Annotated in this window: 19 protein-coding genes; 14 read left to right on the top strand and 5 right to left on the bottom strand. The window is 65.1% G+C overall.

The features are described from left to right. Positions 1 to 29 precede the first annotated feature (29 nt). The 6 genes from ACP2YP_RS10275 (at position 30) to glyS (ending at position 5,708) form a co-directional block, all read left to right on the top strand. Positions 30 to 257 carry a DUF2007 domain-containing protein gene (locus tag ACP2YP_RS10275; protein WP_027529147.1) on the top strand — a complete coding sequence of 76 codons (228 nt, stop codon included), beginning with the start codon at positions 30 to 32 and terminating at the stop codon, positions 255 to 257. Continuing rightward, positions 250 to 1,017, top strand: coding sequence for a tRNA1(Val) (adenine(37)-N6)-methyltransferase (locus tag ACP2YP_RS10280; protein ID WP_426424012.1), 768 nt, complete (start codon positions 250 to 252; stop codon positions 1,015 to 1,017). Before ACP2YP_RS10275 ends, ACP2YP_RS10280 begins: the two co-directional genes overlap by 8 nt. Positions 1,018 to 1,233: 216 nt before the next feature. Beyond that, positions 1,234 to 2,142 carry a S49 family peptidase gene (locus tag ACP2YP_RS10285; RefSeq protein WP_426424013.1) on the top strand — a complete coding sequence of 303 codons (909 nt, stop codon included), beginning with the start codon at positions 1,234 to 1,236 and terminating at the stop codon, positions 2,140 to 2,142. Between the two features lie 104 nt (positions 2,143 to 2,246). Continuing rightward, positions 2,247 to 2,438: a hypothetical protein gene (locus ACP2YP_RS10290; RefSeq protein ID WP_426424014.1), complete on the top strand. Its 192-nt coding sequence runs from the start codon at positions 2,247 to 2,249 to the stop codon at positions 2,436 to 2,438. 235 nt (positions 2,439 to 2,673) lie between these two features. After that, positions 2,674 to 3,609: a glycine--tRNA ligase subunit alpha gene (locus tag ACP2YP_RS10295; RefSeq protein ID WP_426424015.1), complete on the top strand. Its 936-nt coding sequence runs from the start codon at positions 2,674 to 2,676 to the stop codon at positions 3,607 to 3,609. Beyond that, positions 3,609 to 5,708, top strand: a complete 2,100-nt coding sequence (gene glyS, locus ACP2YP_RS10300) for a glycine--tRNA ligase subunit beta (RefSeq protein ID WP_426424016.1) — start codon at positions 3,609 to 3,611, stop codon at positions 5,706 to 5,708. The genes ACP2YP_RS10295 and glyS overlap by 1 nt, the downstream gene beginning before the upstream one ends. 120 nt (positions 5,709 to 5,828) lie before the next feature. On the opposite strand, the gene ACP2YP_RS10305 is transcribed toward glyS, so the two are convergent. Continuing rightward, complete coding sequence (locus ACP2YP_RS10305) at positions 5,829 to 6,182, bottom strand: DUF1236 domain-containing protein (RefSeq protein WP_426424017.1); 354 nt, start codon at positions 6,180 to 6,182, stop codon at positions 5,829 to 5,831. Between the two features lie 230 nt (positions 6,183 to 6,412). On the opposite strand from ACP2YP_RS10305, the gene ACP2YP_RS10310 reads away from it, so the two are divergent. From ACP2YP_RS10310 to ACP2YP_RS10320, 3 genes are all read left to right on the top strand, one after another. Then, positions 6,413 to 6,568, top strand: coding sequence for a DUF3096 domain-containing protein (locus tag ACP2YP_RS10310; RefSeq protein ID WP_084291949.1), 156 nt, complete (start codon positions 6,413 to 6,415; stop codon positions 6,566 to 6,568). 96 nt (positions 6,569 to 6,664) lie between these two features. Continuing rightward, positions 6,665 to 9,625, top strand: coding sequence for a pyruvate, phosphate dikinase (ppdK, locus tag ACP2YP_RS10315; protein ID WP_426424018.1), 2,961 nt, complete (start codon positions 6,665 to 6,667; stop codon positions 9,623 to 9,625). Positions 9,626 to 10,066: 441 nt separating this feature from the next. Then, positions 10,067 to 11,548: a cell wall hydrolase gene (locus ACP2YP_RS10320; RefSeq protein WP_426424019.1), complete on the top strand. Its 1,482-nt coding sequence runs from the start codon at positions 10,067 to 10,069 to the stop codon at positions 11,546 to 11,548. 155 nt (positions 11,549 to 11,703) lie between these two features. On the opposite strand, the gene nadC is transcribed toward ACP2YP_RS10320, so the two are convergent. Genes nadC through nadA form a run of 3 tightly spaced genes read right to left on the bottom strand, consistent with a single transcriptional unit; the run spans position 11,704 to position 15,314 of the window. After that, positions 11,704 to 12,582, bottom strand: a complete 879-nt coding sequence (nadC, locus tag ACP2YP_RS10325) for a carboxylating nicotinate-nucleotide diphosphorylase (RefSeq protein WP_426424020.1) — start codon at positions 12,580 to 12,582, stop codon at positions 11,704 to 11,706. Between the two features lie 11 nt (positions 12,583 to 12,593). Then, positions 12,594 to 14,201, bottom strand: coding sequence for an L-aspartate oxidase (locus tag ACP2YP_RS10330; RefSeq protein WP_426424021.1), 1,608 nt, complete (start codon positions 14,199 to 14,201; stop codon positions 12,594 to 12,596). Between the two features lie 9 nt (positions 14,202 to 14,210). Further along, positions 14,211 to 15,314 carry a quinolinate synthase NadA gene (nadA, locus tag ACP2YP_RS10335; RefSeq protein ID WP_426424022.1) on the bottom strand — a complete coding sequence of 368 codons (1,104 nt, stop codon included), beginning with the start codon at positions 15,312 to 15,314 and terminating at the stop codon, positions 14,211 to 14,213. 341 nt (positions 15,315 to 15,655) lie between these two features. Here nadA and ACP2YP_RS10340 point away from each other — a divergent pair, with 341 nt between their 5' ends. The 5 genes from ACP2YP_RS10340 (at position 15,656) to ACP2YP_RS10360 (ending at position 21,001) form a co-directional block, all read left to right on the top strand. Beyond that, on the top strand, positions 15,656 to 16,906 hold the full coding sequence (locus ACP2YP_RS10340) for an MFS transporter (RefSeq protein WP_426424023.1): 1,251 nt from the start codon (positions 15,656 to 15,658) through the stop codon (positions 16,904 to 16,906). A gap of 41 nt (positions 16,907 to 16,947) precedes the next feature. Beyond that, positions 16,948 to 17,934 (top strand): MDR family oxidoreductase, encoded by a 987-nt coding sequence (locus ACP2YP_RS10345; protein WP_426424024.1) that lies wholly within the window; start codon positions 16,948 to 16,950, stop codon positions 17,932 to 17,934. A 113-nt stretch (positions 17,935 to 18,047) separates the two neighbouring features. Then, positions 18,048 to 18,650 carry a hypothetical protein gene (locus ACP2YP_RS10350; protein WP_426424025.1) on the top strand — a complete coding sequence of 201 codons (603 nt, stop codon included), beginning with the start codon at positions 18,048 to 18,050 and terminating at the stop codon, positions 18,648 to 18,650. A 164-nt stretch (positions 18,651 to 18,814) separates the two neighbouring features. Then, entirely contained in the window at positions 18,815 to 19,081 is a 267-nt protein-coding gene (locus ACP2YP_RS10355) for a DUF6894 family protein (RefSeq protein WP_426426104.1), read from the top strand. Positions 19,082 to 19,312: 231 nt separating this feature from the next. Next, on the top strand, positions 19,313 to 21,001 hold the full coding sequence (locus tag ACP2YP_RS10360; protein WP_426424026.1) for a methyl-accepting chemotaxis protein: 1,689 nt from the start codon (positions 19,313 to 19,315) through the stop codon (positions 20,999 to 21,001). A 3-nt stretch (positions 21,002 to 21,004) separates the two neighbouring features. Here ACP2YP_RS10360 and ACP2YP_RS10365 read toward each other — a convergent pair whose 3' ends face one another. Next, positions 21,005 to 23,695: a DUF2339 domain-containing protein gene (locus ACP2YP_RS10365; RefSeq protein ID WP_426424027.1), complete on the bottom strand. Its 2,691-nt coding sequence runs from the start codon at positions 23,693 to 23,695 to the stop codon at positions 21,005 to 21,007. Position 23,696: the final 1 nt, after the last annotated feature.

Below are 23,696 nucleotides of genomic sequence, written 5' to 3' on the forward strand. Positions count from 1 at the left end.
TGCTCACCCCGTTCAGGCAGGAGGCTCGTTTGCGTGAACTGGTTCGGACCAACGATATCGTGCTGGTGTCGGCGATCGGCGCGCTGCTCGACGGCGCGAACATCCATCATCTGGTGCTGGACCAGAACATGAGCATCATCGAGGGCTCGCTCGGCGTCCTGCCGCGGCGGATCCTGGTCCATGAGGACGATGCCATCGAGGCCCGGCAATTGCTGACCGAGGCCGGGCTTAGCCACGAACTGCGCGGCGATGATTGACGTCGTCACAGATCTCACCGAGGACGCCTTTCTCGGCGGGCAGCTGCTGCTCAAGCAGAAGCGCTCCGGCCATCGCGCCGGGCACGACGCGATCCTGCTTGCAGCGGCGACCGAGGCGCGCGCTGGCGACCGTGTGGTCGATCTCGGCGCCGGCATCGGCACGGCCGGGCTGGCGCTGGCCCGCCGCGTGGCCGGGGTCGATCTTTGCCTCGTCGAGATCGATCCGGAGCTGGCCGGGCTCGCGCGCACCAATGCGGCCGCGAATGCGATTACCGCGGAGGTGATTGTGCTCGACGTCACGACGGATGCACAGGCTTTTGCAGCACATGGGCTGATGCCCGAGAGCGCCGACTGCGTGATGATGAACCCGCCCTTCAACGATTCCACGCGGCACCGCGGCTCGCCGGACCAGGCGCGTCACACTGCGCATGTCGCGACCGAGGAGACGCTGCATGCCTGGGTGCATGCAGCACGGCGCATCCTCCGATCGAACGGTGTGCTGACCCTGATCTGGCGCGCGGATGGGATTGCCGAGGTCTTAGCAGCGCTGTCACGCGGCTTCGGCAGCCTGTCGGTCCTGCCGGTTCATGGCGAAGAGACACGGCCTGCGATCCGGGTGCTGGTGCGCGCCGTCAAGGGCAGCCGGGCCCCGACGCGATTGCTGCCGGGACTCATGCTCAACGATGAGTCACGCGTGCCTAAAAAAGAGGTGCGGAATGTTCTGGAAGGGAGGGCGGTCTTGTCGCTGGCGGAGCCATGACAGCTTACTGGGGAAGCGATTCCGACTGCTGTTCCTGCGGGGATGTAAAGCGGATAGCCGTGAAAAGCGCGCCGATCAGCATCAACAGCAGATAGATCTTCATGGCATTTCCTCCGCTGCTTCATTGCAGCTTCCCAACGAGGAATCTGCAAAACACGTTCCAGGCACTTCCAATGACAGTCGCGTGATAAGAAATGGTTAATCAGAGGTAACGGCATGGCCGAACAATTGAACGATCGCGCAGATTCCGGCCTGGCCGACAAGCTGCTGCAATATCTGCCGGCGCGCTTCCGCCCGGGCACGGCGGTGGTGCCCGTGGTGCGGCTGTCCGGCGTCATCGGCGCAGTGACGCCGCTGCGTCCAGGCATGACGCTCGCCGGCGTCGCCCGCGTGCTGGAGCGGGCCTTTTCGGTCCGCAACGCCAAGGCGGTGGCGCTGGTGATCAATTCGCCCGGCGGCTCGCCGGTGCAGTCGCGCCAGATCTATCTGCGCATCAAGCAGCTGGCGGCAGAGAAGAAGCTGCCGGTGCTGGTGTTCGTCGAGGACGTCGCAGCCTCCGGCGGCTACATGATCGCCTGCGCCGGCGACGAGATTTTTTGCGATCCGTCCTCGATCCTCGGCTCGATCGGCGTGGTCGGAGGCAGTTTTGGTTTCCAGGAGGCGATCAAGCGGCTCGGCATCGAGCGGCGGCTCTACACCGCCGGCGCTCACAAGGCGATGCTCGATCCGTTCCTGCCCGAAAACCCCGACGACGTCGCCAAGCTGAAGGCGCTTCAGCGCGAGATCCACCAGATCTTCATCGCGCTGGTGAAGGAAAGCCGTGGCGCGCGGCTCAAGGGCGCCGACGACACCCTGTTCACCGGCGAGTACTGGGCCGGCGAGAGTTCGATCGCGCTGGGCCTCGCCGACGGCATCGGCGATCTCCGCTCAACTCTTCGTGCCCGCTATGGCGAGAAGGTTCTCACCCCTGTGATTGCTCAGCCGAGCGGGCTGCTCTCCGGCCTGTTGGGGCGGAAATCGCCCGGCGCCGGGCAGCTTTCGGCCATGGAATCAATGGCCGGCCTGCCGGACGAGCTGATCTCGGCGGTCGAGACGCGGGCGATTTGGGCGAAATTCGGGTTCTAGCCGGAGCCGCTCCCGCGCCATTTGGTCCGGGCCGAGCCAATTGCGGCGCGGCCCGGTCTGCGCAAGAATGTGCGCGGGGCTGAGCACTAGACAAGGATCGTCAGATGCCGCCGTTCGTCGCTTTCGCGGGCGTCCTGGGCGGGCTTGCCGTGGTCCGCTGGGCCTACAAGACCGCTGTCCGGATCAACCAGGAGTTGGAGGAGATGCGCCTGTCACGCGTCGCCGAGGCCGCCCATATGGGGAATATCCAGACGCTGAAGCGTGACCCGATTACCGGGGCGTATCGGCCGGGTTAGCACTCTCTCCGCACGCTCGGTGTGCTCCCTCTCCCGCTTGCGGGGGAGGGCTGGGGCGGGGGTCTCTCCTCTAGCAAGACCGCCCAAGAGGGTAGAGCCCTCACCCGGCGCTCTGTCGAGCGCCGACCTCTCCCGCAAGCGGGAGAGGTAAGAAGCCCCTTCGCCTTGATTCCCACCCCCGCCGTCGATACGGTCCCGCGCGATTCAAAACCCCCCGCGAGAGCCTGATCTGACGATGGACGCCTCATTGCCCGCCCATATGCGCCCGGAACGCTCGTTCCAGGGTTTTATCCTCGCGCTCCAGCGGTTCTGGGCCGAGCAGGGCTGCGTGATCCTGCAGCCCTACGACATGGAGATGGGTGCGGGTACCTTCCATCCGGCGACCACGCTGCGCGCGCTCGGGCCAAAGCCCTGGAACGCGGCCTATGTGCAGCCCTCGCGCCGGCCCAAGGACGGCCGCTACGGCGAGAATCCGAACCGGATGCAGCACTACTACCAGTTCCAGGTGATCATGAAGCCGTCGCCGCCGAACCTTCAGGAGCTGTACCTGAAATCGCTCGCCGCGATCGGCATCGATTCCGCCGTGCACGACATCCGCTTCGTCGAGGACGACTGGGAAAGCCCGACGCTCGGCGCCTGGGGCCTCGGATGGGAATGCTGGTGCGACGGCATGGAAGTCAGCCAGTTCACCTATTTCCAGCAGGTCGCAGGCTTCGAATGCGCGCCGGTCGCGGGCGAGCTCACCTACGGGCTCGAGCGGCTTGCGATGTATGTGCAGGGCGTCGATCGCGTCTACGATCTCAACTTCAACGGCCGCGAAGGCGATGCCAAGGTCACCTATGGCGACGTCTTCCTGCAGGCCGAGCGGGAATATTCGCGGCATAATTTTGAAATTGCCGATACCGCGATGCTGTTCGAGCAGTTCAAGATGGCGGAAGCCGCTTGCCGGAAATATCTTGAGTCAGGCTGGCGCGAAGGCAATCGCAAAGAGCACCTGATGGCACTGCCCGCCTATGACCAGTGCATCAAGGCAAGCCATGTCTTCAACCTGCTCGATGCGCGCGGCGTGATCTCCGTGACCGAGCGTCAGAGCTACATTCTTCGCGTGCGCGAGCTGGCCAAGGCCTGCGGCGAGGCCTGGATCCATACTGATGCGGGCGGAGCGGCCTGATGCCCGATCTTTTGCTTGAACTGTTTTCGGAAGAAATTCCCGCGCGCATGCAGGCCAAGGCGGCCGACGATCTGCGCCGCCTGGTCACCGACAAGCTCGTCGCCGAGGGGCTGGTCTACGATGGCGCAAAAGCCTTCGCGACACCGCGCCGTCTTGCGCTCACCGTGCACGGCATCCCTGCGCGCCAGCCTGATTTGAAGACCGAACGCCGTGGACCTAAAGTCGGCGGCCCCGATGCAGCCGTGCAGGGCTTTTTGAAAGCGACGGGCTTGAAGTCGCTGGATGAGGCCAAGATCCAGCGCGACCCGAAGGGTGACTTCTACATCGCGCTGATCGAGAAGGCCGGGCGCGACGCGATCGACGTGCTCGCGGAAATCCTGCCCGTCATCATCCGCACCTTCCCCTGGCCGAAATCGATGCGCTGGGGCGCGCGCTCCGGAAAACCGGGATCGCTGAGCTGGGTGCGCCCGCTGCACGCGATCACCGCAACCTTCGGCCTTGAGACCGAAGAGCCCGATGTCGTGAAGTTCTCTGTCGACGGCATCCAGACGGGCCAGACCACCTACGGCCATCGCTTCATGGCGCCGGCTGCGATTCCGGTGCGCCGGTTCGAGGACTACGAAGCGAAGCTGAAGGCCGCCAAAGTCATCCTCGATGCGCAGGCGCGCAAGGACATCATCTTTGCCGACGCCAAGGAGCTGACGTTCGCGCAAGGTTTTGAGCTGGTCGAGGATCAGGCGCTGCTCGACGAGGTGTCGGGCCTCGTCGAATGGCCCGTCGTGATGATGGGATCGTTCGAAGAAGAGTATCTCGCGATCCCGGACGAGGTGATCCGCGCCACCATCCGCAACAACCAGAAGTGCTTTGTGGTCAGGGATACCAAGACCGGGAAGCTGACCAACAAATTCGTTCTCACCGCCAATATCGAGGCGGCCGACGGCGGCAAGGTCATCGTTGCCGGCAATGAGCGCGTGATCCGTCCGCGCCTGTCGGATGCAAAGTTCTTCTACGAGACCGACCTCAAGACCAGGCTCGAGGATCGGCTGCCGAAGTTCGAGCAGATCGTGTTCCACGAGAAGCTCGGTACGCAAGCCGCGCGCATCAAGCGCATCGAGCGGCTCGCCGCCGAGATCGCACCGCTAGTTGGCGCCGATGTCGCCAAGGCGACGCGTGCCGCGCATCTGGCGAAGGCGGATCTGCTGACCGAAGTCGTCGGCGAATTCCCCGAGGTGCAGGGTCTGATGGGCAAGTACTACGCACTGGCGCAGGGCGAGGACGCGTCCGTCGCCGCCGCCTGCGAGGAGCATTACAAGCCGCAAGGGCCTGCCGATCGCGTGCCGACGGATCCAGTCAGCGTCGCGGTCGCGCTCGCTGACAAGATCGATACGCTCGTTGGATTCTGGGCCATCGACGAGAAGCCGACGGGATCGAAGGACCCATATGCGCTGCGCCGTGCGGCGCTGGGCGTCATTCGCTTGATCGCCGAGAACGCGCTGCGTTTGTCGCTCATGAAGGTGGCAGCGTCGGCACTTGCCGGCTTGTCGGTGAAGCCTGCGGATGCGCAGAAGCTTCCGAGCGATCTGCTTGCCTTCTTCGCCGATCGCCTGAAAGTCCAGCTCCGCGAGCAGGGCGCGCGGCACGATCTCGTTGACGCCGTGTTCGCACTCGGCGGCCAGGACGATCTCCTGATGATCGTTCGCCGCGTCGAGGCGCTCGGCAAATTCCTCGAGTCCGACGACGGCAAGAACCTGCTCGCCGGCATCAAGCGCGCGAGCAACATCCTTGGCATCGAGGAGAAGAAGGACAAGCGCAGCTTCGACGGTGCACCGGATGCTGCGCTCTACAGCCTTGGCGAGGAGAAGGCGCTGGCCAAGGCGATCGGCGAGGTGAAGGCGGAAGCCAGCGCTGCCGTCGCCAGGGAAGACTTTGCCGCTGCGATGAGCGCGATGGCAAAGCTGCGGCCGCCGGTCGATGCATTCTTCGAGAAGGTTCGCGTCAACGACGACGATGCGAAGGTGCGCGAGAATCGTCTGAAGCTGCTCAACGAAATCCGCAGCGCCACGCGTGCGGTGGCGGATTTCTCGAAGATCCAGGATTGATCTCGCAAAAAAGCCCCGCCCGGTGGGGGGAAGACCGGGCAGGGCCTGATGTCCGACTACGCGATGCGCGTCAGCCTGATTGATGTGACGCGCCGGACATCTAGTTGATCTCTAAAAGTGCTACTCCATCACCTCGACGATGCGCCGCGAGCGCGGCTCGACCAGCACGGTCTCACCGTTCACGACGGTGTAGCGATAGGTCGTGGCGCCGAAACGCTGCGGCACGTCATAATAGGTGATGCCGGTCTCAGGTAATGTGCTGCCGACCACCACGCGATCCGGAATGCTGAAGGCCGGGACACGTTGCTCGACGACATAGTCGCGGAAAGCCGGCCGCTGCTCGACCGCAATGGTTGGGCCGCTATCGACCACGACGGGCGCGCGTCCCACCGTGATCCCGGTTTGCGCCTGCGCTGCGACGGGCGAGCCGATCGCGGCCGCGAGCGCTGCAAGGGCAAGAATCCTGTTCCGCATGGAAAACTCCTTCGACAAGTTTTTCGGGAAGCGCCAGTGGCGCGACCGGTTGCCAATGCTGCGACGCGCGCGATGTTCCGGAAAAGAGCTGCCGCATACGCGGCAATTTCAGGCCGTTTTCGCGAAGCGGGGAACTCATTCGTCCCTTGTGCGTCTCTACCCGCGGAACCCGGTCCGCTATGATCCGCCCGCGATTCGCCTCAAGCTACCCGAGCCTGGAAAGATAGTTCATGCACCTCACCATCGCCCACATTTCGCCGATCCTGTCGCTGATTGCGGGGGTGCTCATCCTGATCATGCCGCGCCTTCTCAACCTGATCGTTGCGATCTTTCTCATCATCAATGGTGCGATCGGGCTCGGTTTGTTGAAGTGGCTCCATCTCTAGGCCTTCATTTTCCGGAACTCTTCGACTTGCGCGGGCCTGCCCAAAGTGGTGTAAGGCGCGCGATTTCCCATTCCTCTCGCAGGTTGTGTGCAAGCTATGGCCAAAGCCGCCTCGAAGCCTTCTAAAACTGCAGCGAAATCAAAGCCATCCGCCAAGGCGAAGACCATGCCGGCGGCCCGCAAGGCGCTTCCCAAGAGCGCTCCCAAGCCGGTCGCCAAGGCCGCAGCAAAGCCTGCGGCGAAGGCCGCTGCCAAGCCGGTTGCGAAACCTGCGGCCAAGCCCGCAGCGAAGGCTGCGACCAAGCCGGCTGCGCCGAAGGTTGCCGCCAAGGTCGCTGTGAAGGCTGCGCCTGCCAAAGCGGCGCCAGCCGCGGTCAAGGCCGGCAAGTGGGTCTACACGTTCGGTGACGGCAAGGCCGAGGGCCGCTCGGAGATGCGCGACCTGCTCGGCGGTAAGGGTGCCAACCTCGCCGAAATGGCCAATCTCGGCCTGCCGGTGCCTCCGGGCTTCACCATCCCGACCTCGGTCTGCACCTATTTCTACGCGCACGACAAATCCTATCCGAAGGAATTGCAGTCGCAGGTTGAGAAGGCGCTCGACTATGTCGGCAAGTTGACCGGGAAGGTGTTTGGCGACACCAAGAACCCGCTACTCGTCTCCGTGCGCTCCGGCGCGCGTGCCTCGATGCCGGGCATGATGGACACCGTGCTCAATCTCGGCCTCAACGACGAGACGGTGGAAGCGCTGTCGGAGCTCTCCGGCGACCGCCGCTTCGCCTATGACAGCTATCGCCGCTTCATCACCATGTATTCCGACGTGGTGCTCGGCTTCGAGCATCATCACTTCGAGGAAATCCTCGACACTTTCAAGGACAGCCAGGGCTACACGCTCGACACCGACCTCACCGCCGAGGACTGGGTCGATCTGGTCGGCAAGTACAAGGACGCGGTCGCGCGCGAAACCGGCAAGGATTTTCCGCAGGATCCGCACGACCAGCTCTGGGGCGCGGTTGGCGCGGTGTTTTCATCCTGGATGAACGCGCGGGCGGTGACCTACCGCAAGCTGCACGACATTCCGGAATCCTGGGGCACCGCGGTCAACGTGCAGGCCATGGTGTTCGGCAACATGGGCGAGACCTCGGCGACCGGCGTTGCGTTCACGCGCAACCCCTCGACCGGCGAGAGCAAGCTCTACGGCGAATTCCTGATCAACGCGCAGGGCGAGGACGTGGTGGCGGGCATTCGCACGCCGCAGGACATCACCGAGGACGCGCGCAAGGAGTCGGGCTCCGACAAGGCGTCGATGGAATCGGCGATGCCGGAGGCCTTCAAGGAGCTGACGCGGATCTACACGCTGCTCGAGAAGCACTACCGTGACATGCAGGACATGGAATTCACGGTCGAGCAGGGCAAGCTGTGGATGCTGCAGACCCGCGGCGGCAAGCGCACCGCGAAGGCGGCGCTCCGCATCGCGGTCGAGCTCGCCAATGAGGGCCTGATCAACAAGAAAGAAGCGGTGATGCGGATCGATCCCGCCTCGCTCGACCAGCTTCTGCATCCGACCATCGATCCCGAGGCCAAGCGCGACGTGATCGCGACCGGCCTGCCGGCGTCGCCCGGTGCGGCGTCCGGCGAGATCGTGTTCTCGTCGGACGAAGCGGCCAAGCTCCAGGGTGACGGACGCAAGGTCATTCTGGTCCGCATCGAGACCAGCCCCGAAGACATCCACGGCATGCACGCTGCCGAAGGCATCTTGACCACCCGCGGCGGCATGACCTCGCACGCCGCCGTGGTCGCGCGCGGCATGGGCAAGCCCTGTGTCTCCGGCTGCGGCACCATCCGCGTCGACTACGGCCGCGGCACCATGAGCATCGGCTCGCGCACCTTCAAGGCCGGTGATGTCATCACCATCGACGGTTCGCTCGGCCAGGTGCTGGCCGGCCGCATGCCGATGATCGAGCCGGAGCTCTCCGGCGAGTTCGGCACGCTGATGAACTGGGCCGACCAGGTCCGCAAGATCGGCGTCCGCGTCAATGGCGACACGCCGGATGATGCCCGCACCGCGATCAAGTTCGGCGCCGAGGGCATCGGTCTCTGCCGCACCGAGCACATGTTCTTCGAGGAGACGCGCATCCGCACGGTGCGCGAGATGATCCTCTCCGAGGACGAGCAGTCGCGCCGTGCTGCGCTTGCAAAACTGCTGCCGATGCAGCGTGCCGACTTCGTCGAGCTGTTCGAGATCATGAAGGGCCTGCCCGTCACGATCCGTCTGCTCGACCCGCCGCTGCACGAGTTCCTGCCGCACACCCATGCCGAGGTCGAGGAAGTGGCGCGCGCCATGAACACCGATCCGCGGCGTCTGGCCGACCGTGCGCGCGAGCTGTCGGAGTTCAATCCGATGCTCGGCTTCCGCGGCTGCCGTATCGCGATCGCCTATCCTGAAATCGCCGAGATGCAGGCACGCGCGATCTTCGAGGCTGCGGTCGAAGCCGAGAAGCGCACCGGCAAGGCCGTCGGCCTCGAGGTGATGGTGCCGCTGATCGCGACCAAGGCGGAACTTGATCTTGTCAAAGCGCGCATCGACGCCACCGCGAAAGCCGTGATGCGGGACACGAATACAAAACTCGCCTATCAGGTCGGCACCATGATCGAGCTGCCGCGCGCCTGCCTGCTCGCCGAGCAGATCGCCGAGAGCGCCGAGTTCTTCTCGTTCGGAACCAACGACCTGACGCAGACGACCTACGGCATCAGCCGCGACGATGCCGCGAGCTTCCTCGGTCCCTACGTGGCGAAGGGCATCCTTACGATCGACCCCTTCATCTCGCTCGACCAGGAAGGCGTCGGCGAGCTCGTCAAGATCGGCGTCACGCGCGGCCGCAAGACGCGCCCCTCGCTCAAGATGGGCATCTGCGGCGAGCACGGCGGCGATCCCGCGTCCGTCGCGTTCTGCCACAATGTCGGCCTCGACTACGTCTCGTGCTCACCCTACCGCGTGCCGATCGCGCGGCTTGCTGCGGCCCAGGCCGCGCTCGGCAAGGCGGTTGCGAGCCAGGCGTAAGCGAAGAGCACGATTGAGTTGAGAGAGGCGGGGCTGGTCCCCGCCTCTTTTTATTTTGAGCAATCATCTCCCCACGTCATTGCGAGCGCAGCGAAGCAATCCAGTGTCCCTCCGCGGAGACAGTCTGGATTGCTTCGCTGCGCTCGCAATGACGGCGGAGCGGGAACCGCACGCGTCCCGTAACGATACGTGCGCGCAAGAAATATCAGCAAGAGTTCCTTCACCATTCGCGTTGACCCAATGTTTACCGCTTCAAATGAGGCGGCATTTACCAACGCGCAGCATCGCCCCGTGAAAACACCTGACATCGCTTGAGTGTGTCGGTTGCGCAACGTCGATTAACGCCCCGGCAACCTAAATTAGATACTCACGATAAAGATCGAATTGCACGGATGTACTGCGGCTCGATCTCTCTGGTGTAAGCGTAGCGTGAGCGTATCGATGTCAGTGTTGCGTAACCATCCGAAGGGTGCGCGGTTCGCATCCTTCGGAATCGGTCTCTGCATCTTCGCATTGATGCCGAGAGAGACCGGCTATCAGGACATAGGCTCGCTGCTGGCGCGCCAGCCCGGCGTCGCCGAGCGTTGGCAGAAGCAGGTGTTCTCTGCAGCCTCGTCCATTCAGCTTGCCACTTACAGCTTTTCGCGCCCGATCGGGACGTCTGCGCCGCAGAGCGCGATGGTTCGTCTCGCAAGCCTCGATGGCCGCGACATCACCGGCACCATCTCCCGCGGCAATCCGACGCTCCAGGCGCCGACGCGCTACCAGGCCTCCGATTTCCCCAAGGTCGATCGCGCTCTGAAGGGCGACCGTCTCGCCACCGCGACGCCTGCGCCCGAGACGGTTGCACCGGCCGCCGCGCCCGCGCAGCAAGATCCGGCGACCTCCAATAGCTCCGTGTTCGGCGCCAAGACTGTTCAGATGCCTGTTCAGATGCCTGTCCAGTTGCCGGTCGCGCAGCCGCAAGCGATGTCGCCGGAGTCCGCGGCAGCGCTCGATCCCGAGCTCCAGGAGGCGATGCGCGCGCCGCCCTTGCCGCAATATGCCAATCCGCCGAAGGCCGACGACAATGCGCTGTCGTTTGCGGCGCAGCCGCTCAACGCGCTCAAGCAGGCGACGGTCGTTGCCCCGCCGCGCGATCCCTTCAGCATCAAGACCTCGAACCTGTTCTTCGGCAGCTCCTCGCTCGGCGGCTCCGTTGACAGCATCGAAAGCTGGCAGCCCGGCGCCGAGCCGCTGATCGTGATGCCAGATCCCGACATGAAGCTCGCCTCGCTGTCGCCGCCGAACGAGGACATCGCAAGCGTGACCGAGAGCGGCGAGAGCGTCGCGCCGAAGGGCGAGGTCAACGTCGACAACCAGCGCGCCAAATCGCCGGCCGAGCGGCTGGCGCTCGACGACAAGTCACGCGCCAAGTCGGAAAAGTGTCTCGCCGAAGCCGTCTATTTCGAATCCCGCGGCGAAGCCGTGCGCGGCCAGATCGCGGTCGCGCAAGTCGTGATGAATCGCGTGTTCTCCGGCAAATATCCGGACACCGTGTGCGGCGTGGTCTATCAGAACAAGTACCGCCACTTCGCCTGCCAGTTCACCTTCGCCTGCGACAACAATCCCGACGTGATCCGCGAGCCGGAGATGTGGGAGCGCGCGAAGAAGATCTCGAAGGCGATGCTCGACGGCCAGATCTGGCTGCCCGAGGTCGGCAAGTCGACGCACTACCATGCCTATTGGGTGCGCCCGTCCTGGGTCGCCGAGATGAAGAAGATGTACAAATTCGGCGTGCACACCTTCTACCGGCCGCGCAACTGGGGCGACGGCAGCGAAGAGCCGAGCTGGGGCACGCCGGCGCAGACTGCTGCGCTTTCCGCTGAGCTCGCGCAGGAAGCCAAGAGCTCCGCCGAGATGGGTGTGGTCGAGCGGCGGTAGCCTTTCTTGCCTCGCCCCGCTTGCGGGGAGAGGTCGGATTGCATCGCAGATCCGGGTGAGGGGGACTCTCCACGAGGCTAACTGTCACCGTCCTCGCGGAGACTCCCCCTCACCCCGACCCTCTCCCCGCAAGCGGGGCGAGGGAGAAGAGCAGCTCACGCCTCGATATCCAGCGCGCAGTCGAAATTCGGGGCCGAATGCGTCAGCGCGCCGGCTGAGGCGTAGTCGACGCCGGTGGCTGCGATCGCTGGGATCGAGTCCAGCGTGACGCCGCCGGACGCTTCCAGTGCGAGGCGGCCTTCCGTCATCCGCACCGCCTCGCGCAGCGTCGCGATGTCCATGTTGTCGAGCAGCACGGCTTCGGCGAGGCCGGTGTTGAGTACCTCGCGCAGCTGGGCGAGCGTATCCACCTCGATCTCGATCTTGACGAGATGGCCGGCATAGCTGCGGGCACGCTCCAGCACGGGGCGGATGCCGCCGGCGACCGCGATGTGATTATCCTTGATCAGGATCGCATCGTCGAGACCAAAACGGTGGTTGAAGCCGCCGCCGCAACGCACCGCGTATTTCTCCAGCGCCCGCAATCCCGGCGTGGTTTTTCGCGTGCAGCAGATGCGCATTTTGGTGCCCTCGGTGCGCGCGACGTAATCAGCCGTAAGCGTGGCGACGCCGGACAGCCGGCCGACGAAATTCAGCGCGGTTCGCTCCGCGGTGAGAATGGCGCGCGCCGGGCCGGAGATCGTCAGCACGTGCTGCCCGCGGGCAACGCGCGCGGCGTCGCGGACATGCGCACGCACCTCGAGGTCGGGGGAGAGCTTTTGCAGTGTCGCCAGCGCCAGCGGCAAGCCAGCGATCACGCCGGATTGCCGCGCGACAAGGACAGCCTGCGCTTTGGTCGCTTCCGGGATCGTCGCGAGCGAGGTGACGTCGCCGGCCCGGCCGAGATCCTCGTCGAGCGCGCGGTGCACGGCCTCTTCGATGGCGAGCGGAGAGAGGAAGGCGTCGGGATAGAGCAGGGAGGTCGGGGTGATCATGAAAAACTCCGTCAGGCGATCATGGATTGCGCGATGCGCGGCATTGGATGTTCGGCGAGGCCGTCCGCGACCGCGCGTGCCGCAGCGAGCGTGGTCATCGTTCTCTGCGCCAGCGCGGGGACGTCGGCAGGATGGTCCGCACGGAAATGCGCGCCGCGGCTCTCGCGCCGGCTCCAGGCCGCAGTGGCGACGAGCAGGGCTGCTGTCGCCATGTTGCGGATAGTGACGCTCGTGGCCGTGTGCTCGAGTGCTGCAAAGCTGCGCACGGCCTCTGCGAGCCCGTCGCGCGCGCGGATCACGCCGACATGCGTGCTCATCATCGCGCGCAACTGCTTCACGCTAACTGCGTCCGGCGCACCGCCGCGCGGCGTCACCAGCGCCTCGGGGAGGCGGGCAGGTGAGGCGATCGCGTGGCCGGCGATGTCGTCGGCGATGCGGGCGGCGTAGACCACGGCCTCCAGCAGCGAATTCGAGGCGAGCCGGTTGGCACCGTGCGCACCGGTGGACGATACTTCGCCGCCAGCCCAGAGCCCATCGATCGAGCTGCGGCCGCGTGCGTCGACCGCGATGCCGCCCATGTGATAGTGCACAGCCGGCGCGATCGGGATGGCCCGCGTCGCTGGATCGATGCCGGCCGCGATGCAGCTTGCATGCACGGTCGGGAATTTGTCGGCGAAGCGTGCGCCCAGTGCTTCTCGCGCATCGAGGAAAGCCCCGCGACCGCCTGCGATCTCGGCGAATACGCCACGGGCCACGATGTCGCGCGGCGCAAGCTCGGCGAGCGGATGGAGTGCCGCCATAAAGCGCTCGTCATGGCCGTTGATCAGCGTCGCGCCTTCACCGCGCAGCGCCTCGGTCGCAAGCGGCGCGGGATCGCGGCCGACCATGATGGCGGTCGGATGGAATTGCACGAATTCAGGATCGGCGATCACAGCACCGGCGCGCGCGGCAATCGCAAAGCCGGATCCATTGGCCTCGGCCGGGTTGGTGGTGACGGCATAGAGATGGCCGATGCCGCCAGTCGCCAGCACGATCGCGCGCGAAGCGATCATCAGGGGCCTCGCTGCGAAATTGTCGGCCTCACGCAATTGAAGGCCGGTGACGGCGCCGTCCTCGGTCAACAGCGCTTCGGCGACAAAGCCTTCGATCAGGCGGATTGACGGTGTGCGGCGTACCGCCTCGCTCAGCGCCGCGATGATCGCCGCGCCCGCGCCGTCGCCGCGGACATGAACGATCCGCCGTGCCGAATGCGCGGCCTCGCGCCCCACGGCGAGCCGGCCTTCGAGATCGCGATCGAACGGCACGCCGTAGGCGAGCAAATCCTGAATCCGCGGCGCGGCGTCGCGTGCGATGCCGAGCGCGACCGCTTCATCGACGATGCCGCCGCCGACCGCGATGGTGTCAGCTGCATGCGCTTCAGGACTGTCGCCCTCGGCGACAGCGGCCGCGATGCCGCCTTGCGCCCATGCGGAGGATGCGCCCTGTCCGAGCGGCGCCGCCGAGATCAGCGTTACCGGCCGCGGCGCGAGCTTTAGTGCGCAGAACAGACCAGCGAGACCGCCGCCGACGATGACGACGTCGTCAGTGGAGCGGGTGAGGTTATGGATGTTGTCTGTCATGTCACGCCCTCAATTCTTCAGATTGATCATCCGCTCGACCGAGCGCCGCGCGCGTATCGCAAGTGCGGGGTCGATCGTCACCTCCTCGCCGAGTGTCAGCAGGCTCTCCAAAATGTTGGACAGCGTGATGCGCTTCATGTGCGGGCAGAGATTGCAGGGACGCAGCATTTCCACATCGGGCAGCTCGGCGCGGACATTGTCGGCCATCGAGCATTCCGTGATCATCACCAGCCGCTTCGGCCGCCGCTCGCGCACCCAGTTGATCATGTGCGCGGTCGAGCCGGTGAAATCGGCTTCCGCCAGCACGTCCGGCGGGCATTCGGGATGCGCGATGATCTGCACGGAGGGATCGGCATCGCGGAAGGCGCGCAGCTCGTCGCCGGTGAAGCGCTCATGCACTTCACAGGCGCCCTTCCAGGCGATGATTTTCACATCGGTCTTCGAGGCGACGTAAGTCGCGAGATAACGGTCTGGCAGGAAGATCACGCTTGGCGCGTTCAGGCTCTCCACCACCTGCACCGCGTTCGACGAAGTGCAGCAGATATCGACCTCGGCTTTCACTTCGGCCGATGTGTTGACATAGGCGACCACAGGCACGCCGGGAAATTTCTCGCGCAGCAGCCGCACGTCCGCGCCGGTGATGCTGGCGGCGAGCGAGCAGCCGGCGCGCGAATCCGGGATCAGCACCGTCTTGTCCGGATTGAGCAGCTTTGAGGTCTCCGCCATGAAGTGCACGCCGCACTGCACGATGACATCGGCCCTCACCTTGGTGGCCTCGACGGCGAGCTGAAGCGAATCGCCGCCGATGTCGGCGACGCCATGAAAGATCTCCGGCGCCTGGTAGTTGTGGGCGAGGATCACCGCGTTGCGCGCGCGCTTCAGTTCATTGATCGCGTGAATCGTGGGCGCCATCAGCGGCCACTCGATCGGCGGGATCACATGCTTGACGCGCTCGTAGATCGGCGCGGTGGCGCGTTCGATCTCGCTGGTCCATTCCAGTGAGGGCCGCGGCAACGCGGGTCCGGTTCGCACTGGTGCGGTGCGGGGAGCGGTAGTTTGGCTCTGCGACCTACCTGCAAGATCGTCGGGGCCGTAAATTCCAGTGATCGGCATCGAAGCCTCCCGTGCATGATATTTATGCTCAATATGAGTATATATTGCGCCTGAGAAATCCGGCCGAAAGGGCCGGTGGGTTTCTTCAGAGCTTGCATATACTCAATCTGAGTAAATCAAAGATAACACGCTGATCAGGGGGCCGCTAGGTCTCGCCGCACACATTCTCGTCAAGTCCAGTCTCGTCGCGCCCGGCAAGACCGCGATGAAACGCAATGCTCGCGCGACAGCCCCTCGTGGAACGCAATCACTTTTGACTTGGGACTTTCATGCATTTGCATTAAACGCCTGACACGCGGCTGCCGATTTGCAGATCCGCCTGGGGCCCGAGGAGGAACACCATGTCGATACAAGCAGGCGAGCTGGGTCCGACCCGTTCCTCCAACTGGCGCACGCCGGCTGTCATCATCCTCTGCGGCTGCGCGATCGGCATGCTGGGCTTCGGTCCGCGCTCGGCGCTGGGCTTCTTCGTGCAGCCGATGAGCCACGAATTCGCCTGGGGCCGCGACGTGTTCGGCCTCGCCATCGCCTTCCAGAATCTGCTGTGGGGATTGGGCCAGCCGTTCGCGGGCGCGATCGCCGATCGCTTCGGCCTGTTCCGCGTGATGTGCGTCGGCGCGCTGCTCTATGCCGGCGGCCTGCTGCTGATGCGCTATTCCTCGACGCCGATGTCCCTCAACATCGGGGCAGGCGTCATGGTCGGCTTCGGCCTCGCCGGCTGCTCGTTCAACCTGGTGCTGTCTGCTTTCACCAAGCTGCTGCCGGCCGAGAAGCGCGGCCTTGCGCTCGGCGCCGGCACCGCGGCGGGCTCGCTTGGCCAGTTCCTGTTCGCGCCCATTGGTGTCGCGCTGATCGACAATTTCGGCTGGCAGCAGGCGCTCACCGTGTTCGGCTTCCTGATGCTGCTGATCATTCCGCTGGCGTTGGCGATCTCGACGCCACCGGTCGCAAGCACGGCCAATGCAGCGCCTGCGGATGAGCAAACCATCACCAAGGCGCTTGCAGAGGCCTTCGGCCATCGCTCCTATGTGCTGCTGGTGCTGGGCTTCTTCACCTGCGGCTTCCAGCTCGCCTTCATCACCGTGCATCTGCCGGCGTTCCTGGTCGACCGCGGCATCTCGACGCAAACCGGCGGCTGGGTGATTGCGGCGATCGGCCTGTTCAACATCATGGGCTCGCTTAGCGTCGGCTATCTCCAGAATTCGCTGCCGAAGCGCTACATCCTCTCGACGATCTATTTCACCCGAGCGCTCGCGACGCTCGCCTTCATCTCGTTCCCGATCACGCCGTTCTCGGCGATCGCGTTCGGTGCGGTCTCCGGCCTGACCTGGCTGTCGACGGTGCCGCCGACCTCGGCGCTGGTGGCGCTGATGTTCGGCACGCGCTGGCTCGCCACGCTCTATGGCTTCGCCTTTGTCAGCCATCAGGTCGGCGGCTTCCTCGGCGTCTGGTTAGGGGGCATCGTGTTCGAAAAGTACGGTTCCTACACGCCGATCTGGTGGCTCTCGATCCTGTTCGGCGTGCTCTCGGCGCTGATCAATCTTCCGATCGTAGAGAAACCGGTCGCACGAGCGGTTGCACAGCCTGCCTGATCGGCTAAACATCCCGGTCAAACAAGTCAGGGAGTTCAGCTGTGGCCACATTCAAGGCGATCCGGATCGACAAGGCCGACAAGGGCACCACTGCCGCGCTCACCCAGTTCGACGAAGCCGAGCTGATGGAGGGCGACGTCACGGTCCGCGTCGAATGGTCGACGCTGAACTACAAGGACGGCCTCGCGCTGACAGGCAAGGCGCCGGTGGTGCGCCGCTTCCCGATGATTGCCGGTATCGATTTCGCCGGCACGGTCGAAGCCTCATCGCATCCGCAATGGAAAGCGGGCGACAAGGTCGTCTGCACCGGCTGGGGCATGGGCGAGACCCATCTCGGCGCCTATGCCGAGAAGGCGCGGGTGAAGGGCGACTGGCTGGTCGCTCTGCCGCAGGGCCTGTCGGCGCGCGATGCCATGGCGATCGGCACCGCAGGCTTCACCGCGATGCTTTCCGTGCTTGCGCTGGAGAAGCACGGCGTCTCGCCGAAGAGCGGTCCGGTGGTGGTCACGGGCGCTGCCGGCGGCGTCGGCTCGGTCGCGACCGCCGTGCTGTCCTGGCTCGGCTACCACGTCATCGCCTCGACCGGCCGCGCCTCGGAGGCGGATTATCTGAAGAGCCTCGGCGCTGCCGAGGTGATCGACCGCAATGAATTGTCGGCGCCGGCAAAGCCACTGGCCAAGGAGCGCTGGGCGGGTGGCATCGACAGTGTCGGCTCGACCACGCTCGCCAATCTGCTGTCGATGACGAAATATGGTGGCGCGATCGCTGCCTGTGGTCTCGCCGCCGGCATGGACCTGCCGTCTTCTGTCGCACCCTTCATTTTGCGCGGGGTGTGCCTTCTCGGCATCGATTCCGTGATGTGCCCGCTTCCGCCGCGAAAGGCCGCCTGGCAGCGTCTCGCTTCCGATCTGGATCGGTCTAAACTATCTGAAATCACTACGGAAATTCCGCTTTACGAAGTTCCGGAATGGGGCGCGAAAATCCTGGCCGGCCAGGTTCGCGGTCGTATCGTGGTAAAAATTGTCTAACGGCGTTCAGACTTTACCAACCAAGCTGCTTCAATGTCGCCATGGTTGGTATGGTAAGCACCGGGTAAAGAGATAAGGCATCGCCCGCTGCGGGGGTTAGTTCGGAGTTGAGCATGCTTGCGCGTATCGTGTTGGGGGCTGTCACGGCAGTCGTGACGTTTGCGCCGGCCATCGCCTTGGCCGGGAGTATGAACGCGGATGAGGCACGCCGCTTCGTCGCCGGCAAGGTGTTCGCCTTCACCTGTTTCGACGGCACCCGTGGCGCAGGCCGTATCCTCGACGATCTCGGCGCTGCCGGCGCGGTGCAGTTCTCGGGCTCAGGCCCGGTGCGCCATCTCCGCCTGCCAGGCAACACGCTCCAGATCCGCGGCCAGAACGTGTGCGCCTCGATCAAGGGCATTCCGTTCGAGCCTTGTTTCAACCTGGAAAAGACCGACGACCGTAGCTTCCGCGGCTCGGTCTCGGGCATGGGCTTCGCCTATTGCGACTTCCATCACCAGGGCGGCAACCAGATGCTGATGGCGCGCGCCGTTGCGCGGCCGCGCGCGCTGCGTGCGTCGGAGCAGACCGGTTCGGTCAACACATCGAGCACCGAGGTCGCCGCGCGCGTCGAGACTCCGCGGGTCGAGAGCGGCCGGATCGAGCCCGTGAAGTCGGAAGTTAAATCCGAGCCGAAGAACGAAGGTCCGCTCGAGCTGCGCCGCTCGACCGAGTGATATCTGGCGCAAAACTGCGCGCGCAATTTACCCGCCTTTGACGAATGCTCGCACGCGAAACCGCGGCGCCGTAGTCATACGGCCCGCGGTTTTTATGCCTTGGTAGCGACTGGCGCCCCAGCCTTGGGTAACGGCCGGGGGGCGGCCCTATGCAAGGTTCAAAAATGTCGCTGTATTTCTTCCGCATCAGCACCGGCCGCTATTCCGGCGCCGCCGATCAACCGTACGAATTCGAGGATCGCGACGCCGCCTGGAAAGAGATGACCGAGGTCTGCGCCAATCTGCTCGGCAGCATCTCGCGCAATCTGAAGCCGAACGCGAAATGGAGCATGGAGCTGCTCGACGAGAACAAGCAGCCGGTGTTCCGCATCAGCCTGGTCGGCGAGGCCGCGCACTTGGCTGACACGCCTGCCAAAGCGGACGGACGTTAACGGAAGTCGCGTTTGTTGCGCTGCAAAGCATCGTTGCGGAGCGGATCACACTCACGACAGCGAATTCCGTAATTCCCCTAGGTTCTTGTTAACGCCTGTTTGCGACTATGGGCACAATCTTACCGGATAAGAACCAGCCAGCATTGTTGGAATGACTTCCGCCCAGCCGTCCACCGTGACGGTCGCGGCGCGGGTGGCTTGTGCGTTTAGCTATCATCGGGATTTGTCGTGATGTCGAAATTGTCGATCGTCTTCAAGCTTCTGACCGTGCTGTCGGTGCTCGTGCTCTCGCTCGCCGGCGTCGGTGTGGTGGCGATCGGCACCATGCAGAACATCAATTCCCATACCGTCGAGATCGCACAGAGCTGGCTGCCGAGCGTGCGTGCGCTCGGCTCGATGCGCGCCGACATCAACGAGCTGCGCGTTGCGCTGCGCCTTCACCTGATGCAGGACACCGCTGAGGGCAAGGCGGCTGCGGAGAAGCGCCTCGCCTCGCTGCAGGCGCGCATCGACCAGACCCGCAAGGTCTACGAGCCGCTGATCACCTCCGCCGAGGAACGCTCGCTCTATGAGCAATGGACCAGGGCGTGGGCCGAATATCTGAACGGCGTGCAGGACGTCATGGCGCTGTCGCGCAAGAGCCCCGGCAAGTTCCCGGCCGACGCCAACGAGATGCTGCAGACCAAGGTCGCGAAGATGGCCCAGGCGGCGGATCCTTTGCTCCAAAAGGGCATCGAGATGAACAACCACGGCGCCGAGCTGGAAACGAAGCAGGCGGCCGACAGCTACGCCACGATCTTCCGTGTGCTGGTCGGCATCATCATCGCCTCGGTGGCGATCGCGATCGGCGCCGCCTATTATCTCGTGCGCGACGTTTCGCGGGGCATCGCCTCGATCATCAAGCCGATGCAGTCGCTCGGCGAGGGCGATCTTTCGGCCGAGGTGCCGCATCACGGCGAGAAGACCGAGATCGGCTCGATGGCCGATGCGCTGCAGATCTTCAAGGAAGCGCTGATTGCCAAGAGGGCCGCTGATGAAGCGGCCGCACGCGACGCCGAGGCCAAGATCGAGCGCGGCCGCCGCGTCGATGCCATCACCCGCAAGTTCGAGGCCATGATCGGCGAAGTCGTCGGCACCGTCTCCTCGGCCTCGACCGAGCTCGAGGCGTCTGCAACGACGTTGACCAACACCGCGCGTCGCGGTCAGGAGCTCTCAACGGCGGTTGCGGCTGCCTCCGAGGAAGCGTCGACCAACGTGCAGTCGGTCGCCTCGGCGTCCGAAGAGCTGTCGTCCTCCGTCACCGAGATCAGCCGCCGCGTGCAGGATTCGGCGCGCATGGCCGCGGAAGCGGTCGATCAGGCGGCGCGGACCAATGCGCGCGTCAACGAGCTGTCGCAGGCGGCCTCCCGCATCGGCGACGTCGTCGAGCTCATCAACACCATCGCGGGCCAGACCAACCTGCTGGCGCTGAACGCCACCATCGAGGCGGCGCGCGCGGGCGAAGCTGGCCGCGGCTTCGCGGTCGTCGCCTCCGAGGTGAAGGCGCTGGCGGAGCAGACCGCGAAGGCGACCGGCGAGATCGGCGCGCAGGTCGCTGGCATCCAGTCGGCGACGCAGGAATCGGTCAGCGCGATCCAGGAGATCGGCGGCACCATCGAGCGGCTGTCGGAAGTGTCCTCAGCGATCGCCGCCGCCGTCGAGGAGCAGGGCGCCGCCACGCAGGAAATCTCGCGCAATGTGCAGCAGGCCTCGCTCGGCACGCAGCAAGTCTCGATGAACATCACCGACGTGCAGCGCGGTGCGATCGAGACCGGCTCGGCTTCGACGCAGGTTCTGTCGGCGGCGAAGTCGCTGGCGATCGACAGCACACGCCTCAAGGTCGAGGTCGCGCAGTTCCTGGAATCGGTCCGCGCGGCCTGATCCTCAACTGCCTGTCTGCGGAGCCGGCGGCGGGACCTGCCGCCGGAACAGGATGCGCTGATAGAGCCAGCCGATCGCGACCAGCACGATGCCGAGGCACATGAACGACAGCGCCCGGTAGACGCCGGTCAGCGTCGACATGTCGATCACGAAGGCCTTCAGGATCGTCAGCGCGATGACGGCGGCAGACGCCAGCCGCGCCCGCTCGGAATTGACTGTTATGCCGATGCCGAGCAGCACGACGCCGAAGGCGAGCCAGCCGATCGAATAGGTGTATTGCTCCGCGCCCGTGGTCTCGCCGCTGGTGAGGAACGGGCCGTGGTAGAAACGGCGGATCTCCAGCGTCAGGTACGACAGCGCAAACACGAGGGCCGCGCCCGCAATCGTATTCGCATAGACTTTACCGCGTGCACCGACCACCGCATAGGCGAGCAGCAGCATCAGCGCCGCCGGCAGCGCGTAGCCGAGCAGCAGCAGGTTGAACACGGCGCCGCCGACGTCGATGTGCCACAGCAGTGGGTTCTCCAGGAACAGCAGGCCGAACACGCTGACGAAGCCGGCGATCGCCGTGAGCACGACCGCGCCGACATTGTGCACGATGCTATGGCTGCGCAGCCGCAATCGCTCCAGCCCAATCGCCATCGCCAATGACACGCAGACCTGGAGGCCTGCTTCGAGCAGTGACGGCGCTGCGATCATGTCGCCGCCGGTCGCGAGATGGCGAACCTCCATGAAGGCGAGCAGCGCGGTGAACAGGATCGCGGCCGCCTCCACCATGCGCAGCGGCGCGTCGTCAGCGCGTCGGCGCAGGAACAGGCTCGCCGCCCAGAACGAGGCGGCCGGCAGGCCATAGCCCCACAGCAGCCAGTTGAAGATCGGCGTGGAGCCGACGGCGTCCCCGACGATGCGCGGATCATAGAGGATGCGCGCGGTGACGATGCCGGCGAAGATGGCGGCAAGCCAGCGCAGGAACGGGATCGGCCGCTGCATCGCAATCCAGGCGGTGCCGAGCGACATCAACGCCAGCGCGATGGTCAGCCAGCCCTTCTGCAGCGCGAAGGTCAGCGCCAGCGCCAATGCGCCGAGCGTGCCGGTCGCAAACAGCGCCGTCGAGATCGCAAGGCCCGGCCGGGTGTCGCGGCGGGTCAGCGTTTCCGTCGCGGCGCCAAAGGCGGCAGCGAGCAGCACCGCGAGGATCGCGAACGGGATCGAGTGGTCGAGATGGGCGATGCGGGCGTAGAGCGCGACCAGGATCGCGATCGGCGTGGCGACACCCGCCGCCGACCACACCACGGGAATGATCGCCGAATTCGAACGGCCCTGCGCGAAGAAGCCGGCGATGCCGAAGCCGGCGGCGAAGATCGCTGCCATCATCAGATGCAGCGTCACCGCGCTGTCGGTGGCGGTCGGCGTGATGCCGGGCATGGCGCTGCCCGGCAGCACCAGCATGTCCGGATTGGCGCGCACGGCCCATTCGGCGAACACGATGAACACGGTCGCGGCGGCCGCGCCCAGCGCGCCGGCTGCGGCCTCCGCGCGCCAGGCGACGAACAGCGTCGCCGCAACGAGCAGCGTGAAGGCGATCAGCGCCAGATCGGCATGCGCGCTCGACAGCACGATCAGCATCGCGCCGAACAGATAGGCGCCGAGCGCGCTCGACGACACCGGCTCGATCTGTCCGTCATCGATGGTCGGGCCGAACATGAAGCCGCAGACGACGAGAAGTGCGGCCAGCACGAAGCCGGCGATCACATGGAAGGCATGCGCCGCGATCTGCAGTTCGCCAGTATCGAGTCCCGGAAAAGTCCAGAGCACGGCGAAGACGATCGTCGTCACGGCCAGCCAGCGCCACAGCTTGATACGGGCGAGGCCAAAGCTCGCGGCGGTGACGATGGCGAGATAGATATAGAGCGCCCAATAGTCCGGCTTGGCGCTGGAGACGAGCACCGGCGTCGCGAAGGCGCCGGCCACGCCGAGGCCGGCGAGCGCCGGCCCGTGCAGCAGTGCTGCGGCGAGCGTGCCGAGCGCGACGAGGCCGAGCAGCACGAAGGCTGTGGCGGGCACCAGGAAGTCATAGAGCGCGTAGGCCGCATATACGGTTGCGAACGCGACCGCGGTGCCGGCCGCGGTGAGGATCGCGGGGATATTGGCGATCGGCAGCGCCTGGATCGTGGAGATGCTCTCCTTGCGCCGCGTCCATTCGCCGGCGCCCAGCAAAGCCAGCGCGAACAGGCCGCCGAGGAACACACGCACGCCGGGGCCGACCAGGCCGGCCTCGATCGAATAGCGCACCATGAAGAAGCCGCCGAGTGCGAGCGCAAGCCCGCCGATCCACACCACCCAGCGCGTGCCGAGCCGTTCCTCGAAGCCGGGCTCAGCTGCCGGCAGAGGAGGCGGTGCATCAGCGCTCGGTTCGAGGGGAGGCGGTGCCACTTGATCCGCGACGAGGGGCGACGTCGGCTCGGACTCGGGTGCAAGCGGCGGTGGTCCCTCCGCGGTCGTCGGAGGCGCGGGGGCCTGGTTCTGCGACGGCATCAGCGGCGGAGGCTGGACCTGTCGCTGCGCGTACAACATCCCTTCGAGCGTGTTCAGCCGCCGGCGCAGCTCGGCCGCCTGGCTGGAGGCCTTCAGCGCGATCAGGAACGCGACGATCGCAAACATCACTGCAAAGAGGTCGAAGGCAGCGTCGAACATG

It is taken from the genome of Bradyrhizobium genosp. A (assembly GCF_049949275.1).
Taxonomy (GTDB): Bacteria; Pseudomonadota; Alphaproteobacteria; order Rhizobiales; family Xanthobacteraceae; genus Bradyrhizobium.

Coding starts and splice junctions, on each gene's coding strand:
- ACP2YP_RS10280 (WP_426424012.1), top strand. CDS start 250: ATGATTGACGTCGTCACAGATCTCACCGAGGACGCCTTTCTCGGCGGG.
- ACP2YP_RS10285 (WP_426424013.1), top strand. CDS start 1,234: ATGGCCGAACAATTGAACGATCGCGCAGATTCCGGCCTGGCCGACAAG.
- ACP2YP_RS10290 (WP_426424014.1), top strand. CDS start 2,247: ATGCCGCCGTTCGTCGCTTTCGCGGGCGTCCTGGGCGGGCTTGCCGTG.
- ACP2YP_RS10295 (WP_426424015.1), top strand. CDS start 2,674: ATGGACGCCTCATTGCCCGCCCATATGCGCCCGGAACGCTCGTTCCAG.
- glyS (WP_426424016.1), top strand. CDS start 3,609: ATGCCCGATCTTTTGCTTGAACTGTTTTCGGAAGAAATTCCCGCGCGC.
- ACP2YP_RS10305 (WP_426424017.1), bottom strand. CDS start 6,182: ATGCGGAACAGGATTCTTGCCCTTGCAGCGCTCGCGGCCGCGATCGGC.
- ACP2YP_RS10310 (WP_084291949.1), top strand. CDS start 6,413: ATGCACCTCACCATCGCCCACATTTCGCCGATCCTGTCGCTGATTGCG.
- ppdK (WP_426424018.1), top strand. CDS start 6,665: ATGGCCAAAGCCGCCTCGAAGCCTTCTAAAACTGCAGCGAAATCAAAG.
- ACP2YP_RS10320 (WP_426424019.1), top strand. CDS start 10,067: ATGTCAGTGTTGCGTAACCATCCGAAGGGTGCGCGGTTCGCATCCTTC.
- nadC (WP_426424020.1), bottom strand. CDS start 12,582: ATGATCACCCCGACCTCCCTGCTCTATCCCGACGCCTTCCTCTCTCCG.
- ACP2YP_RS10330 (WP_426424021.1), bottom strand. CDS start 14,201: ATGACAGACAACATCCATAACCTCACCCGCTCCACTGACGACGTCGTC.
- nadA (WP_426424022.1), bottom strand. CDS start 15,314: ATGCCGATCACTGGAATTTACGGCCCCGACGATCTTGCAGGTAGGTCG.
- ACP2YP_RS10340 (WP_426424023.1), top strand. CDS start 15,656: ATGTCGATACAAGCAGGCGAGCTGGGTCCGACCCGTTCCTCCAACTGG.
- ACP2YP_RS10350 (WP_426424025.1), top strand. CDS start 18,048: ATGCTTGCGCGTATCGTGTTGGGGGCTGTCACGGCAGTCGTGACGTTT.
- ACP2YP_RS10355 (WP_426426104.1), top strand. CDS start 18,815: ATGTCGCTGTATTTCTTCCGCATCAGCACCGGCCGCTATTCCGGCGCC.
- ACP2YP_RS10360 (WP_426424026.1), top strand. CDS start 19,313: ATGTCGAAATTGTCGATCGTCTTCAAGCTTCTGACCGTGCTGTCGGTG.
- ACP2YP_RS10365 (WP_426424027.1), bottom strand. CDS start 23,695: ATGTTCGACGCTGCCTTCGACCTCTTTGCAGTGATGTTTGCGATCGTC.